Here is a 16,254-nt window from a genome sequence, read left to right on the forward strand (position 1 = left end):
AAAGAGAGCATGGCGGAATGTGGTTGTCAAGGAAAAGCCCGGTTTGGGCCCTTGACAACCACATTAGCGGAAATTAAAGAAACATAGTAGAAAACAATTGTTAGCGTAAAGTTATTGTAGGGAATGAGACATAAAATACCATATATAATTGAAAAGAAGATGACATCCTGTTAAGATATTAATTAAGCAAAAATAATAAATAGAAAGGATGACATCTTCTATGTATAATAGTATACAACATTTTAATGAATTTGGGGTAAAAAGAATTGAAAAAAAGATAAAAAATTTTATTGAAGAAGGAAAAGACTTAGCTGATCTTGTTCTTGGTCTAAAAGAAGATTTATTTAAACTTGGACGCGATATACTTAAAGAAGTGCTTGAAGATATGGATGAATATTTCCGTAACTGTGAAATAAGGAAACAGTATTGGGAAATTATAAGAAAAGATAAAACAGCTATTTTAACGACATTTGGAACACTAAGTTATAACAGGACATATTTTAAGCATAAGGAAAATGGTAATAGACAACACCTAGTCGACAGGATTGTAGGTGTAGAACCACATGACAGAGTAAGTGCCGATGTTGTAATTAATGCAATAGATGAAGCAGCTGACAGCAGCTACAGAAAGGCAGGAGAAAAGGCGACATATATTGATGAAATCAGCAAACAAGCAGTGATGAATAAAATACATAATATTGAAATAGTTGAGCCTGAAATAAAAGTAGATAAAAAGAGAGAAGTAAAAATATTGTATGTTGAGGCCGATGAGGACCATGTAGCATTACAACAAAAAAGTATATTGAGACAGAATGAGAAGGGCAAGAGAAATACAATTATGCCAAAACTTGTATATGTGCATGAGGGAATTGACTTTGAAAAAAGTAATAAGAAGAGAAAAGTATTAAAGAATGTTCGATATTTTGGGGGAGTGTATAAGAATTCAGAAGATTTGTGGCTTGAAGTATCGGAATACATATATAAACAATATGACGTTGATTTTTTAGAGACGGTGTATATATCAGGAGATGGGGCGTCATGGATAAGGCAAGGAGTTAACTGTCTTTCAAAAAGTAAATTTGTACTTGATAGATACCATCTTCAAAAATACGTAAGAGTTGCGACCACACATTTAAATGATGAAGCAATAAGCCAAGATTTACAGGAGGCTTTGAATTTATCTGATAAAAAAATGCTAACAAAGGTTTTTAAAAAGATAATTGAAAAGACAGGCGATAATGAAAATAAAATAAAGGCTATAAAAAATGCAAAGCGATATATTTTAAATAATTGGGATGGTATAGAAATAAGGTCAAACAGAGGAATAGTGGGTTGTAGTGCTGAAGGTCATGTGAGTCATGTATTTTCATCCCGTTTAAGTTCAAGACCTAAAGGCTGGTCGAGAAAAGGTGTAGAAAAGATGTCAAAGCTAATAATATACAAGAAGAATGGCGGTAAGGTATATGACATAGTTATGGCACAAAAACAAAAAAAGTTAGCATCTAGTAGGCAAGAAATTCAGGAAAAATTAATTAAGGAATTAAAGAAGTCATCAAACAGGTATGAGAGTGTATGGAATAGTAATTTAACTGTTATTCATAAGGGGTGTAAAACTGGTTTATATAAAGAATTAAGGCGTATTATAGGTATATGCGGATAGGGATGAGGTAATAATAAAGCAAAAATTACGGGAAAGTTTACAAGTAAGCCTATCCAATAGGAATTATACATATCTGGAAAAAAGACAAAGAAAAAGAAAAAACATAAAAAAAGAAAAAGAAAAGAAAAAAGCAAAACTTTAGTACCATGACCCGCGGAGCCCTACTACTTGTCAAGGCCGGGCTTTGCCCGCTTGTTTTAGCCTTGACAAAATGGAAAATGGTACAATAGAAATACTTTTTTCTTTTAAAAGTAGCGTTAAAATGTGAAGGAACATAGATAACAAAACGTACTAATTTGTCACAAGTATTGAGTAAAATGAATTCTTTATAGAAAGAAAGAGTTATATGGAATAATAGACAATAAGTTAGAGGAATTATAAAAGAAAATAAGGCTCAAAATGATGTAAAACACTTTCGTTACTAAGAGACCGTTATTTGAAATAGTTGCACAAATAAAAAATGGGATGCCATCTACTTTTCTTTTTCCTACAATAAATTGACGCTATCCTATATAATAGTAAATAGACATTCTTGGCAAAATGTAGTACAATATTGCGTGTATCCTTTGGTAGTGTCAAAAGACTTATGAAAAACGTTTGTTCGGGTGAATGATTTTCATCCTCTGGCAAAATTATAATCTGCGTCCTTGAATTTTCGTCAAGGCTGAAATGAACGGGCTTCCAGCCCGGCCTTGACAAAAATTCAGACGCAGATTAAGGGGGTTTTCAAGAGGATGAAAGTTAAAATCTGACAAAATCAGGGGGGTAGTAGGGTCGAAACTATCTAGGCCTTGGTAATAAAGCGTTTGAAGCATTTTAAGGGTAAAAACTTTTGACACTACCTATCCTTTATGAGGTGAAAAAATATGAAAACTAAAAGCAAAACAATTATTATAGCAGTATTTTTAATAATACCTTTGATACTGTTTTTATCAAGTTATATGGGTTTCCGCAGTCAAAAAATCAATAATGAGCACTTAGAAAGTTTCAAAAATAACCTTATGGCAACTATCCAGCAAAAATCACATTTTGATATGAAAAATATAACTCCTTTTGAATGGGACAGAATGTATATTATACGACCTTATACCAGCAGAACAGAAATGCATGAAAAAGTAGGAACAAAATGGACCACTGCCGATACATATATTGGTTATCTGATATTTGATAAAACATGGCTCGGGGAGCATCCACTGGATGATGACATATTTCAAAAATTAGTTTTTGTGAAAGATAATAAAGTAGTTTTGGATGTTACGCTCGACAGAAGCGATGTAGATTTTACACAAATTAATAGTCCTGTTATAAATGATAATGTCTTATTTGACATTGATAAAACAGATGGAAAAAATATTATTAAAATAAGTAAGCAATAGAGAATACGATGCTTTCGTAAAAAAGAGAATGTTTGGAGTGAATAAGGTATGAAAAAAGAAAAATCAATAAAGATGATTACTATATTTACTGTTATATGTGCTTTAGTAGCATTTATCAGTTTATTTTCCAGTTATCTGCTGTCATTATATTTATCTCATAAATTCAATATAGATACAAGCGATGCTGGTTCAATAGGAATTATAGGCGGTGCAGATGGACCAACAGCAGTTTATTTGTCAGGTCAGTCTTCTTCGCACTTGTTTACTGCAATCTTTGCATTGCTAACAATATTGGGATTCATATATCTAGTTGTTATCAAATATAAGAAAAATCATAATTAATCCAGAATCAGTTATTTATCAGGAGCAAAGATGTAACAACAGGTTTGTTTGTACAGAAAAGATAATATAACATATTATATAAAAAGGCTTTCCAGTCAAAACTGAAAAGCCATAAGATTATTAATCAGATAACCATTTATCCAGATATTTTATCATTTCACTTACATCTGGATAATGTTGTGAGAATTTATCAGGTGCCAATTCGGGCATTTTATCTGACAATTTATTCAGTAATTTCTTTAATTCATCGAGCAAATCTTTTCCATCGTTGTAGTTATAGAAGTATACAGTTTGAAGGATGTCAAAATAGTATTCTGCATCCTGGTATTCTCTTGTGTCCTTACCAAAGTTGTTGCCTATTGAAGCAAGTATGCTTTTGATTTCTTGTTTTAAATTCTTGACTTTCATATAACCACATCCTCTCGATTAGTTTTACACAGGATACAGAATTATGGTTTTGAAAGTCAATTTTTTGATTAAAAAATAAGTTTTTAAGATTACGGCTCATTAAAAAGGAATACTGACATCGTCATATACAGGAGTGAAGTTGCCATCATCCAGTATATTGGTGCTAGAGGCTATACTAGTTGAAGAATAGTGACTTTCATTTTTGGGGATGTAATCCCAAACATCAAAATCTTTATTTCTTATTATATTACCGACGATAGCGGCAATCTGTTTTTTGGAACATTCGTTATCTATTTTTTTAATTATGCCTATATCAAATCTCTTTTTAAGGTGAAACAGTTGCGCTTTAGAAATGTTGATTAGGCTTCCTTCAACATTTCCTTCTTCTTGGGTACTGTCTATATTAGTATTGCTGTTTTCTTTTATGGCAGCCTCTGTTTCATTAGTATTCTGTACGTCAAGGAAATCCTTTGTAGAAAGGCTTAATAGAATTTTAATTTCGTCTTCCTTAAAGGAGCATAATTTCTTTAATAATTTAAGTTGCTGATAAGTCATATTCTTAAAATCTAAATATTTATTAAGCATTTCACCAAAACTAATTATCCGCTCAACATCTCTTGGGTCAATAAACAGGATTTCACTTTCACTATAAAGACCTGTCTTTAATAAAGCACTTAAATCTTCATTGCTAGCAGGGGCAAATGAATATGCCTGCTCTTCCCAGTGATTAATAAAAAGTCTCAACATGTCATCATCACGCAATTTAACAGAGCAATCAGTTATATCTTTTCCCATTTCCTTAAAGGTATTTATAATTCTAATATTCCTGAAACCAAACTGCCAAAGGCGGTAGGCTGCTGCGATGCTTTTGTTTTGCCCAATTTTATGGTCATCATTGTCAAAGAATAAGTTAAGAGTCACATCTTTGCCAAAATACTTGTCAATTAAATATATTTGATAGTCGGTCAAGTTTGCCTGCCCAAGAGAAACAGCGTCATATCCCATGCTGGAAAGTTTAATCGCATCTGCAATCCCTTCTGTAATCCATAAGGTATTAATGCACTTACCCTTAAGTTCATAAAGGTTAAAAAGGAAGTTTCCAACCTTAAAAGGAACAAAATCTCTATATGTTGTTCCGTTTTCATTTGTTATCAAGTTGTCCTGGTAGTCGGTTATGTTTAGATATTTATAATGTCTTGGAGCACTTAAGTCAGTCCGCCGGCACTGATACCCGACAACAATGCCGGTTTCATGGTCTCTTACAGGGAACAAGACTCTGTTATTCAACATGAAGAAATCGCTATAGTAGAGTTGATGTTGGCTGCTTTTATCAAAGTATATTAGACCATATTTCAAAGCAGTATCTATGTCTATATTATATTTCTTACTCATATAATCAGTGAGTTTATCGACAGAGTTTAATTTATCTGCATTTTGGATAAAATCCTTAATCAGTTTACTGTTCTTAGCGAACTGAACCGCCTCGTCATAATCAGTAATTCCATTAACAATGATATTTTGGGCTTTAAGATGCCTGATAGTCATTTCAAGGTCCAGTGATTCCAGTATAAAACCGGGCTTGTTTGTAGAGTTTGAAAGAGAAACTTCTAAAGAAGGCTTTGTTTGTTGTTCTTCTTGGTATTGGCGGACTTGTGACTGTTCTTTAGAAGAAAAATATCTTTCGGGTAGAAGCCAAATATCATAGTAGTCCGTATATCTAAGACTATTAGTTTTACGATAACGTTCTAATATTTTATCTTTCAATTTCTGTTCAAAATCTGCGATTGAATTGAATCCTAAGTTCAGTTTAGTAAAATGGTTTGCAGCAAAAATTTTTGCATCATTATAACTGTTCCTTCCAGAAATATTTTGCATATACATAATAAATTCAAGGTATGTGCCGCTTTTTCCACAGGCGTTGCAGTGAAAACATCGCTTGTTATCATTCATAGAAAGGGAAGTTGGGTTATCTGCACCGTGATGGAACGGACAAACAAACCGTCCTTTGCTATATTTCCCTTTAAGTCCGTAAAAGCCTTTTAATTTTTCGGCAGTAAGAGATTGCTGGATTAAGGGTTCGATATCATTAAGGTATTGAAATATTAAAATACCAACATCGTGAGAAACTTTTTTGGCTATGATGCTATCTATACTTCTGTTCATAGACTATTCCTCCGTTCCTCCTATTTTTTAATTGAACGTATTATAGCGACAAATTAATGTATTTCAAGAAGAACTTTATTTTGTAACAAAAATGTAATAAAAAAAATAAGACTCAAAATTTGACAAACAAAAAAATATGGTTAAAATGATTAATACTTCAAGGTACTTCAGTTCGCGAAAACTTTGCGAAACATTGAGAGACGCCTTGAAGTTAATGAAGTATGAAGTATTAATGAAATAGTCTAACTACTTTTGATTTTACTCAATTTGTTTTGAACTGAAGTATTGAAGAAAGAAAATAAATACTTGAAATGCCTTATATTCAATCCTTAATATGCCTTGCAAAACAGGTTAAGGAGGTATATAAGGCATGGGGATACAGGTATTAAAGGTTGCTGGAGAAAGCAACATTAATGCTGCAGCAGAGGCCATAGTTGAATATGTAGTAGCAAATGGCATCGTTCATATTGATTGTATTGGAATAAAAGCAGCATATATGACGGTGAAAGCCCTTGTTCAGGCGACTGAAATGTTGGTAAATAAAGGTTACAGATTCAATTTAAGACCGTATTATGTGAAAGTAAGAACAAAAGATAACAATGTGCAATCAGTTGTGAAAACTGCTATCCGATGGACATTGATTGCTAAGGAAAAAAGCATTTAATCTTGCAGCAACTACAGAGGTGTTAAAATGCAAAAACGTATTCTAAGTGTTTATTATAGTTATACAGGAGATAAGGAAGTACCTCAAATAAGGCTGCAAGGCAAATGGCTTAAGGAACTTGGGTTTGAAACAGGGAAGAAGATAGTTGTTTTAGCAGAGAATGGAGTTTTAGAAATAAGGCTTACTTCTGCTGAAAATAATGTTAGTTTAGTTAAAAAAGATAATAATAAGGTCTCTAAGAAGAGTTGTTAAAGATACAATATGTAACGGAGCAGGTTAACACCTGCCTTAATTGTACCCACGGTATTTATAAGATTAAATTTATTGCACTTTGAGACATTATTTGTATTCTATTTTCACTGCTTAAACAATAAAGCAGTGATTTTTCTTGTTTAAGGGTGAAGATAAAATTGACTATAACATTAATAGTGCAAAGTTGTTGGAGATAAAAGAGTTAAAGGGATTTAACAATGAGCCAGGGGTGTTGGAGTATCAGGTTAAAGTTGATTTTGATTTTAAAAAACTAATAACAGCAGATGATGGAGTCTGGCCAAGATTTATTATATTGAAGAAAGAATCTGAAAAAAGCGGCTGGAGGATTGACGGTGTTGGTACGGGACCGTGATTAGGGAGTATGTGATATAAAGTACATGCTTTTATAGCGTGCACTTTTGTTTTTTATATCAAATTTAAAAGGATTTTATTCACAATTATCGAATAGAAAAGTAGAATAAACAGTTTAAAGGTATAAGGAATGATAGTATGCTTGATAACAACTATTATGTATACAAAAAAGAAGTGGACTGGTCGGTGCTGCAGCAGGGTGTAAGCATTCCAGTAACCATACAGGTAGTTTTCCAAAATACTATAAATAAGTTTTTGCCAAGAGGCAAGTCTAAAGATATTTATCTGGTATTGGAAGGACTGACTTATAAGGCAAGGCTTGTAAACCAGAAATTCGATGAGAGAAAATATCCTAATAGAAAAGATATACTGCAAATAAGGTATCATCCACAAAGTGAGATTGCGGAAAGACTTAGAAGCATTTTTGCTGCAAGTTACAGGTATATATTAGAGCAGAGGAATAGCCTGCCTGAAAATCAACGCAAATTCATTAAAGTTCCTGAAGAAATAAAGGAATACCTGGCTATATATACAACAGAGTATCCAGATACATATCTACTTGAATGTATTACGCAGGAGGATACAAGGATAATAAAGGAAACAATGGTTCATGAAGATGAGCAGGAATATGAAGCAAGTATTAACTATAACACTGTTGACCCTAATGCTACTATTGCTGCAGTGAACCAAATAGTAAAGATTCGTAAACTTAACAGGGCAATAGGAGAAAGCCTGAAACTTCTTTATAATTACCGCTGCCAGATATGTGGAGAGAATATTAGTGCAAGATATGGAGTCAATGTTGTTGAATCGCACCATATAAACCCATTTGTTGAATCACTCAATAATAATTCAGAAAATCAGGTTATTATTTGTCCTAATCATCATCGGATTATTCATAGGGCAAGACCTGTTTTTGACAGGAGAAAACTAATATTTGTTTATCATAATGGAGTAGAAGAAAGGATTATATTGAACCGACATTTGCAGTAAGAGAAGGTAATAGTTACAAGTTTGACTTTATGCAATAAATTTACATATATGTTTTAATATATATTTAACTCCTAATGTCATAATGGTAAAATATACTTAACATTAAATTTGTGAAGTAAATGGATTAAGTTACATGAAGAGGAGGGGACAATGATGAACTTAACTGAAGAGGCTTTAAAAATAATTATGGATTTGGGTGATAAAAATATATTTGTCATAAAAACTTGTGATTTTAGTTTATATTATAGTATTCTAGATGAATTAAAAAATAACACGTTATTTTATGTTCCCAATACAGAAATTAAATACAGGAGTTTTAAAGAACTATATGAAAGTACAGACAATTTGTTAATAGATTATATATATAACTTAAGGACAAAGAGTATTATTTTGTTGTATGAACAATTTATTCAGATAATTGAAAAGATTGATTTCAAAATAATTAACAGTAGTATAATAGTGCTTAATAATAATATTGAACGCTATAAATTTTTGCCTATAAACGAAGAAAAAGTTATAAATAAAATTGCTACTACAGATATCAACGAAATCCAAGATGAAGAAATAGATTATATGCTTGAATATTATGATGATATAAGAGTCGACAGATATGGTGATACACAAAGAGTTATTATAGATTACAAAGATAAAAATATTTTTGAAAATTTAAGTGTAGAGGAAATTAACTTGGTAGATACAACCCGTGCCTTATCTATACAACGTAAAAAATATGGAGATTATGTGAGTGATAATAGTGTAGAAAAATGCTTAATTTATTTAGCACAGGATTTAAAAATATATATTAATAAAGAGTATTATAACAGACTTCAAAGTGATATATTATTGAAGGAATTCTATAATAGTTCATATAATCAAGTTTGCGTAATTGCAAATCCTGAACATTTTGATTCGTTACCTATGTATCTTAATGCATGGTGTAGAATTTTTAAAAATATTATACTAGTGGAATATGATATTGATACTAATATATCTTATGAACAAACATATGATATTGATTTATTATTAAAAAAATATTGGAATAGTAATAAATTCCGAGAGTACTGTATTTATGATATTTATTCAAATAAGTATCAAGTAAAAAAAATTACACAGAAAGAAATTATAATGCAAATTCTATCACAATATGTAAAATCTAAAAGCGGCAATAGTAATGAATGGAAAGATATTTTTTTTATTGCTTCAACTGGAGCAGGTAAGTCATTGCTATATCAACTACCTTCAATTATTTTAAATGATGAAAATAGAATTACTATTGTAGTTTCTCCTTTAAAAGCGTTAATGAAAGACCAATTACAGACTATGCATGAAAAAGGGTTAACTTATGCTACATATATAAATTCAGATGTTTCGTATTCGGAACAGATAGAAAGACTTGAAGGAATAAAAAATGGAAAATATTCCTTGATATATGTGTCTCCTGAATTTTTACAAAAGTATTCCAGTGCTAAATATCTTGTTGGTGATAGAAAAATAGGATTAGTAGTTGTAGATGAGGCTCATTGTGTTAGTACATGGGGAAAAGATTTTCGTGCTGATTATGGATATTTAGGAGATTATATAAAAAGATACAGAAAAGAGATGCAATTTCCAATTTTAGCATTAACGGCAACTGCAGTGTGGGGTGGAGAATTTGATACACTAAATGAAATAATAGGATATTTAAACCTTATGCCAGCCCCTATCATCTATTATACAGATATTAAAAGAACAAATGTAGATATAGAAATAAAAAAAGTAAATGTTACTGGGAATTACCGTGAAACCAAAATAAAAATGACTATTGATGAAATCACTAAGATAGTAAAGGAAGGAAAGAAAGCAATAGTATACTTTCCGTGGAAAAGCCAAATTAAAGATATTTATATTAGACTTTCAGAAGATATTCAATCTAAAGTAGCAATTTATACTGGTGACACAAAGGGAGAAGAAGGTGAAGAAATTATTTCAAAGTTTAAGTCTGGAGAATATATAGTTGTTCTTGCAACGAAAGCCTTTGGCATGGGTATAGATATATCTGATATTGAAATAGTATATCATCATGCGATACCTGGAAATTTGGCTGATTATTCCCAAGAAATTGGACGAGCGGGCAGGAATCGAGAAATTAGAGGAAAAGCCTATACTCTATTTAATCAAAAAGATTTTCAATATTGGAGAATTCTTAAAGGAATTTCTCGTCCTACACAATGGGAGTTAAAACTTATAGTTAATAAATTATATGATGAGTTTAAATATGGTAAGAAAAAACGTCTACAAAAGTTATTGCCTTTAGATACTTTTTCATTTGTTTTTAACGAAAATGAAGTAGATAATACCGAGCAAAAAATAAGGACAGCATTATTTTTAATAGAAAAAGATTTTTTTAAAAGATTTGGTTGGAATATAATTAGCGTCTACCCAAGAGATGAATTTGGTAACTATTACTGTACAGTAGATGACGGTAATAAAGATGAATTTATAAATAAATATGGAAAATATGTTAGAGAAATTTGCAATATAGAAGACAATATTAGATTTTCAAGAGATAAATACTATTTGTGCAAAGATATTGGTAATATTCTCGAAATTGATTTAAAGAAGTTATGGGAAGAGAAATACTATGATAAAAACTATAGGTCTATTAAGTATCTGTTTTTTAACAATAAACTCTTTGAAGATTTTTCGGTCATACCAAGGATTTATACAAAAATAGAACTTCAGAGTTCTAAAGAAAAGGTACTAGGGCAACTTGAATATGCATTGAATATAATTGCGACAGCACTTCAAACGCAGGATAAGTTTACAAAGAATGAATTGGAAAAGTCTCTGAGAAGGGTAGTAAGAGATGATTATGGGTTAGATGACAAGGAAATTATCAATAAACTTCTACATATATGTACTACTTTTCTTTACATGGAAGTTGGAAGTAATAACTATTCTCATAAGATGATTATACGTAAAAGAGATGAAGGCAATGAATATATTTATATTGCTCCAAGACTTAAAATTTCGTTAGGATTACAAAACATTATTAAGATATTTAATAATAGGTTCGAAGATGGGGAAATATTTGAAAAGTTTTTAGTTCCACCATATATTGGAAACTCTATTTATACTTGCGAGACATTGGATTTAGCATATATACTAGAAACTATGGGATTAGCAAGTTTTATTATCAATGGTGGTCATATGCAATATGTTAACATTGTTGTAAACTCGGTTGATAAGTTAGCCACGGCATACTATAAAAATCAATTATTGATGGATATGCGAACAAGGGATGACAATGAAATCAAGATAGTCGAAAGATTTATCAATACAGATAAGAATAAATGGGATTATATTGAAGATTACTTTTTAGGAAGATTAAATATATAAGAAATTAATTCTTAAAAAGCAGGACAACCTATAAGAATAGAATCTTTGACTTATAGGTTTAGATATTCATTAGCAAATATCAAAAAGTTTTTAAATAACTATTATTGAATTATATATAACTTGAGCAGGAGTGATAAAGTTGATTAACTTTCAAGATAAAGTTAATTTTATATGGAGTATAGCAGAACTTTTAAGAGGCCCCTATAAAAAAGAACAATACGGAGATGTGATTCTCCCAATGGCCGTACTCAGGAGGTTTGACTGTGTCCTTGCAGCAACTAAAGATGAAGTATTAGAAAAGTATGAAGCCTTAAAGAAGTCAGGGCTCCAAAACATGGACCCTGTTTTAAATAGAATATCAAAGCAGGAATTCAATAACACCAGTAAATATGATTTTGAAAAATTATTAGCTGAGCCTGATGATATCGCAAATAATTTAAGGAATTATATTAATGGTTTTTCTAAAAACGCCAGAGAAATTATAGAACACTTTGATTTTGACAAGCAGATTACAAAACTTAATGACAACAACCTGCTTTATCTCGTGGTATCTGAGTTTAATAAGATAGACTTACATCCTGATAAGGTAAGCAATACCGAAATGGGGTACATATTTGAAGAACTGATAAGGAGATTTTCCGAACACGCAGAGGCAGGAGACCACTATACCCCTCGTGAGGTTATCAGGCTTATGGTGAATATTCTCCTGAATGAAGATAACGAGGAATTAACGCAGCCAGGGCTTGTTGTAACTGTTTACGACTGCTGTGCGGGGACGGGAGGAATGCTTTCAGTTGCAGAGCAGTACCTGAAAGAATTAAACCCAGGAATACAGGTTGAATTATTTGGGCAGGAGATAAATCCCCAATCCTTTAGCATCTGCAAATCCGACATGCTTATAAAAGGACAAAACGCAGATAACATCATTTTAGGCGACAGTTTTACTGAAGATGGACACAGGGGAAGAACCTTTAGGTACATGCTTACCAATCCGCCCTTCGGTGTGGAATGGAAGAAAGCGGAGAAATTTATTCGTGAAGAATATGAGAAAGAAGGCTTTAACGGCAGATTCGGGGCTGGGCTCCCCAGAATATCCGATGGTTCCCTTTTATTCTTACAGCACTTAATATCTAAAATGAAACAGGACGAAAAAGGCAGCCGTATTGCTATTATCTTTAATGGCTCACCATTGTTTACGGGGGACGCAGGTTCAGGTGAATCGGAAATAAGGCGCTGGATAATTGAAAATGACATGCTGGAAGGTATTATTGCATTGCCTGACCAGTTATTCTATAACACAGGTATTTCTACCTACATATGGATAGTTACCAATCGTAAAAATAATGACCCAATGAAGGGGCCTGTAAGGACGGGTAAAATACAATTGGTTAATGCAGTAGATTTCTATCAAAAAATGAGAAAAAGCCTTGGGAATAAGAGAAATGAAATCACTGAAGAGCAGATAAAAGAAATTACAAGGATATATGGTGAGTTTAAGGAGAATGAATACTGCAAGATTTTTGATAATGAAGATTTCGGATATCAGAAGATAGTTATAGAAAGACCTTTAAGGCTTAATTTTCAGGTAACTGAAGAAAGAATTAATAATTTATATAATGAAACAGCCTTTAGTAATCTTGCAAAGTCTAAGAAAAAGGGAACAGCAGGGCTAAAAGAAATAGAAAAAGGTAGGAAACTACAACAGCAAATAATAGAAACCTTAAAAACAATGGACTCTACTATTTTGTATAAAAATAGAGATGAATTTACAAAAGTGCTGAAGAAGGCTTTTAAAGACAGTGATATTAAACTGGATAGTGCACTTTTAAAGGCTATCCTGTCTGCCATTTCCGAAAAAGATGAAACAGCGGATATTTGTGTGGACAGCAATGGCAATCCTGAACCAGACCCAGACCTGAGGGATACTGAAAACGTACCTTTGAAAGAAGATATATATGAGTATTTTAAACGGGAAGTAAAACCCCACGTGCCCGATGCCTGGATAGATGAAACTAAGACTAAAATTGGATATGAAATACCTTTTACAAGGCATTTTTATAAGTACCAGCCTCTGAGACCTTCTGAAGAGATTATGAAAGAGATTATAGAACTGGAAAAGAGCATTTCAGAGAAATTGAAGAAGGTGATGGGTGAATGAGTAAGTATAAGAGGTATGAAAGGTACAAGGATTCAGGAATTGAGTGGATAGGGGAGATACCAGAACATTGGGAGATAACGAAATTAAAATATATTTGTTCTGAATCAGCAGTTTATGGCTTAAATGAATCGGCAGAGAATTATGTAGAAGAGGGAGTAAGATTCATTAGAACTACTGACATCGATAATAAAGGAAACTTAGATAATAGTATGGGAGGAGTTTTTTTACCTGAAGAAAAAGTAAAGGGTTATATTCTAAAAACAGGCGATTTATTAGTATCAAGAAGTGGTTCATTGGGTACATCCCTTTATTTTGACGAAGATAAATACGGAAAATGTTCTTATGCAGGATATTTAGTTAAATTCCGAGCAAATAGCAAGAATTGTCCTAAATTTTTGTTCTATTTCAGTAAGTCAAATATTTTTTATATACAGATTCAATTGGCATTAGTGTCATCGACTATAAGTAATTTTAATGGGAATAAATATGCCAATATGATATTGCCACTGCCTAGTTATTATGAACAGAAAGCCATTAGCAATTTCCTCGACCAAAAGACTGCCGAAATAGATAGTTTGATTGCTGATAAGGAAAAACTAATTGAATTACTGCAGGAAAAACGACAGGCTATTATAACTGAAGCCGTTACCAAAGGGCTTAATCCGAATGTTAGGATGAAGGATTCAGGGATTGAGTGGATAGGAGAGGTACCAGAACATTGGAAAGTTACAAAAGTAAAATATTTTTATGATATATGTTTAGGAAAAATGATACAACCCAATCGGAAAGACTATTCTGATACTCTTGAGTATTATTTATGCTCTATCAACGTGACATGGGACGGTATAGATATAAGCAATTTAAAAGAAATGTGGTTTTCTAATGATGACAAGAAGAAATATTCAATAAAAAGTGGAGACTTAATAGTCTGTGAAGGTGGAGATGCTGGTAGAGCAAGTATATGGGATGGTAGCGTAGAAAATTGCTATATACAAAATGCTGTACATAGAGTTAGAGAAAAGAAAAATAGTTCAAACAAATATCTTTATTATTGGCTTTATTTTCTTAAACATGCTGGATATATTGATTTAATATGTAATAAGGCAACAATTATGCATTATACTTATGAGAAGTTTTTAAATACAGTTTTAATTATACCAGATTTAAGCGAACAACAGGAGATTAGTAATTATCTCGACAAAAAAATAGCAGAAATAAACTCATTGAGAAAGGAAATTGAGTGGCAAATTCAAAAACTCAAAGAATACCGCCAATCCCTTATATCCGAAGCAGTAACAGGTAAAATTGATGTTAGGGATTATAAGGATGAGGGAATGAGCAATCTTAATCTAATAAAGAAAGTTGAAAGGCGAGTGAGCAGAATGAAGAATGAAACAATTTATTTGGACAGAGATATGAATCAGAGGTTCGAGAAGGAATTTGAAGCGGCAAAAAAAGATTGGGAGAAAGGCAAACAGGAATACGAGAAACAGAAAAGAGATAATGACAAAAGCAATTTTAAACCATCAGATAGAACTTGAAGAACTAATGTTAACAATTAAATCGGAGTGGTTTATATGGGTGATTTGAAACTTTTTAGAATAAAAAATGAAGTAAAAGAACTTGTAGGTACTTCAGTAGCCATTGAAAAGTCTATTCAGACTTTAATTGAAAATAATATGGAAGCATTTTTCGGTATTACTTTTCTGGCGTCAGAGTATTCTACGGGCAAGAATCATGGCGGAAGAATAGATTCTTTGGGGATAGACGAAAACTATTGCCCAGTGATACTGGAGTACAAGAGAGCATTAAATGAAAATGTAATAAATCAGGGGCTGTTTTATCTTGACTGGCTAATGGACCATAAAGCAGAGTTTAAATTACTCGTAATGGAGAAATTGGGAAAGGATATTGCCGATAAGATTGAATGGTCTATGCCGAGACTTTTGTGTATTGCAGGTGATTTTACAAAGTTTGATGAATACGCTGTAAAGCAGATTAATAGGAATATAGAACTTATTAGATATAAAAAATATGAAGATGACTTGATTTTGTTTGAACTGGTAAATGCCACTACAGCATCTCAAACAGCAATAGTTTCAGATGATAGCACAACTAAATCAAACATATATAAAACAGTAACAGAGAATCTTCAACAGGCCGATAAGGAATTACAGGATATGTATTATTCAGTAAGAGACTTTATATTAAACCTTGGAGACGACATCCAGGAGAAAGTTTTGAAATACTATATTGCTTTTAAAAAGATACGAAATTTTGCCTGTGTAGAAGTATATTCCAAAAGCAAAACAATTCTTATGCATTTGAATATAAATCCTGACGAGGTAGAGTTGAAGGAAGGGTTTACCAAAGATGTGAGAAATATCGGTCATTACGGCACAGGAAACTTAGAGGTTAGGATAAACAGTAAAGACGAATTTGAAAAGGCTAAAGCGCTTATAGCAAAAAGTTATGATGAAAATTAATT

Annotated in this window: 13 protein-coding genes; 11 read left to right on the forward strand and 2 right to left on the reverse strand. The window is 32.0% G+C overall.

Annotation, left to right across the window (positions count from 1 at the left end; genetic code table 11):
• The first annotated feature begins 220 nt into the window (after window positions 1-220).
• The 3 genes from HVS_RS06535 to HVS_RS06545 all read left to right on the forward strand — a co-directional run bounded on the left by HVS_RS06535 (window position 221) and on the right by HVS_RS06545 (window position 3,378).
• A complete protein-coding gene (locus HVS_RS06535; protein ID WP_235827484.1) occupies window positions 221-1,660 on the forward strand; it encodes an ISLre2 family transposase in 1,440 nt (479 codons plus the stop codon).
• 866 nt (window positions 1,661-2,526) lie between these two features.
• On the forward strand, window positions 2,527-3,036 hold the full coding sequence (locus HVS_RS06540) for a hypothetical protein (protein WP_101300397.1): 510 nt from the start codon (window positions 2,527-2,529) through the stop codon (window positions 3,034-3,036).
• Between the two features lie 48 nt (window positions 3,037-3,084).
• Entirely contained in the window at window positions 3,085-3,378 is a 294-nt protein-coding gene (locus HVS_RS06545) for a sodium ion-translocating decarboxylase subunit beta (RefSeq protein ID WP_101300399.1), read from the forward strand.
• Window positions 3,379-3,498: 120 nt separating this feature from the next.
• On the opposite strand, the gene HVS_RS06550 is transcribed toward HVS_RS06545, so the two are convergent.
• Both HVS_RS06550 and HVS_RS06555 read right to left on the reverse strand, forming a co-directional pair.
• Window positions 3,499-3,786: a hypothetical protein gene (locus HVS_RS06550; protein WP_101300401.1), complete on the reverse strand. Its 288-nt coding sequence runs from the start codon at window positions 3,784-3,786 to the stop codon at window positions 3,499-3,501.
• Window positions 3,787-3,885: 99 nt separating this feature from the next.
• On the reverse strand, window positions 3,886-5,949 hold the full coding sequence (locus HVS_RS06555; RefSeq protein WP_101300403.1) for a CHC2 zinc finger domain-containing protein: 2,064 nt from the start codon (window positions 5,947-5,949) through the stop codon (window positions 3,886-3,888).
• A 370-nt stretch (window positions 5,950-6,319) separates the two neighbouring features.
• Between HVS_RS06555 and HVS_RS06560 the strand changes: the two genes are divergently transcribed.
• The 8 genes from HVS_RS06560 to HVS_RS06595 all read left to right on the forward strand — a co-directional run bounded on the left by HVS_RS06560 (window position 6,320) and on the right by HVS_RS06595 (window position 16,252).
• On the forward strand, window positions 6,320-6,613 hold the full coding sequence (locus tag HVS_RS06560) for a stage V sporulation protein S (protein ID WP_065820886.1): 294 nt from the start codon (window positions 6,320-6,322) through the stop codon (window positions 6,611-6,613).
• Between the two features lie 27 nt (window positions 6,614-6,640).
• On the forward strand, window positions 6,641-6,865 hold the full coding sequence (locus tag HVS_RS06565) for a SymE family type I addiction module toxin (protein WP_065820885.1): 225 nt from the start codon (window positions 6,641-6,643) through the stop codon (window positions 6,863-6,865).
• Between the two features lie 136 nt (window positions 6,866-7,001).
• Complete coding sequence (locus HVS_RS06570; RefSeq protein WP_101300405.1) at window positions 7,002-7,238, forward strand: DUF4829 domain-containing protein; 237 nt, start codon at window positions 7,002-7,004, stop codon at window positions 7,236-7,238.
• A gap of 137 nt (window positions 7,239-7,375) precedes the next feature.
• Entirely contained in the window at window positions 7,376-8,230 is an 855-nt protein-coding gene (locus HVS_RS06575) for an HNH endonuclease (RefSeq protein WP_101300408.1), read from the forward strand.
• A gap of 153 nt (window positions 8,231-8,383) precedes the next feature.
• Window positions 8,384-11,608 (forward strand): DEAD/DEAH box helicase, encoded by a 3,225-nt coding sequence (locus HVS_RS06580; protein ID WP_159063410.1) that lies wholly within the window; start codon window positions 8,384-8,386, stop codon window positions 11,606-11,608.
• Window positions 11,609-11,747: 139 nt separating this feature from the next.
• Window positions 11,748-13,766: a type I restriction-modification system subunit M gene (locus HVS_RS06585; protein ID WP_101300412.1), complete on the forward strand. Its 2,019-nt coding sequence runs from the start codon at window positions 11,748-11,750 to the stop codon at window positions 13,764-13,766.
• Window positions 13,763-15,307 carry a restriction endonuclease subunit S gene (locus HVS_RS06590; RefSeq protein ID WP_101300415.1) on the forward strand — a complete coding sequence of 515 codons (1,545 nt, stop codon included), beginning with the start codon at window positions 13,763-13,765 and terminating at the stop codon, window positions 15,305-15,307. The genes HVS_RS06585 and HVS_RS06590 overlap by 4 nt, the downstream gene beginning before the upstream one ends.
• Window positions 15,308-15,343: 36 nt before the next feature.
• On the forward strand, window positions 15,344-16,252 hold the full coding sequence (locus tag HVS_RS06595; protein ID WP_101300417.1) for a DUF5655 domain-containing protein: 909 nt from the start codon (window positions 15,344-15,346) through the stop codon (window positions 16,250-16,252).
• The last annotated feature ends 2 nt before the right edge of the window (window positions 16,253-16,254 follow it).

Source organism: Acetivibrio saccincola, assembly GCF_002844395.1.
GTDB lineage: Bacteria > Bacillota > Clostridia > Acetivibrionales > Acetivibrionaceae > Herbivorax > Herbivorax saccincola.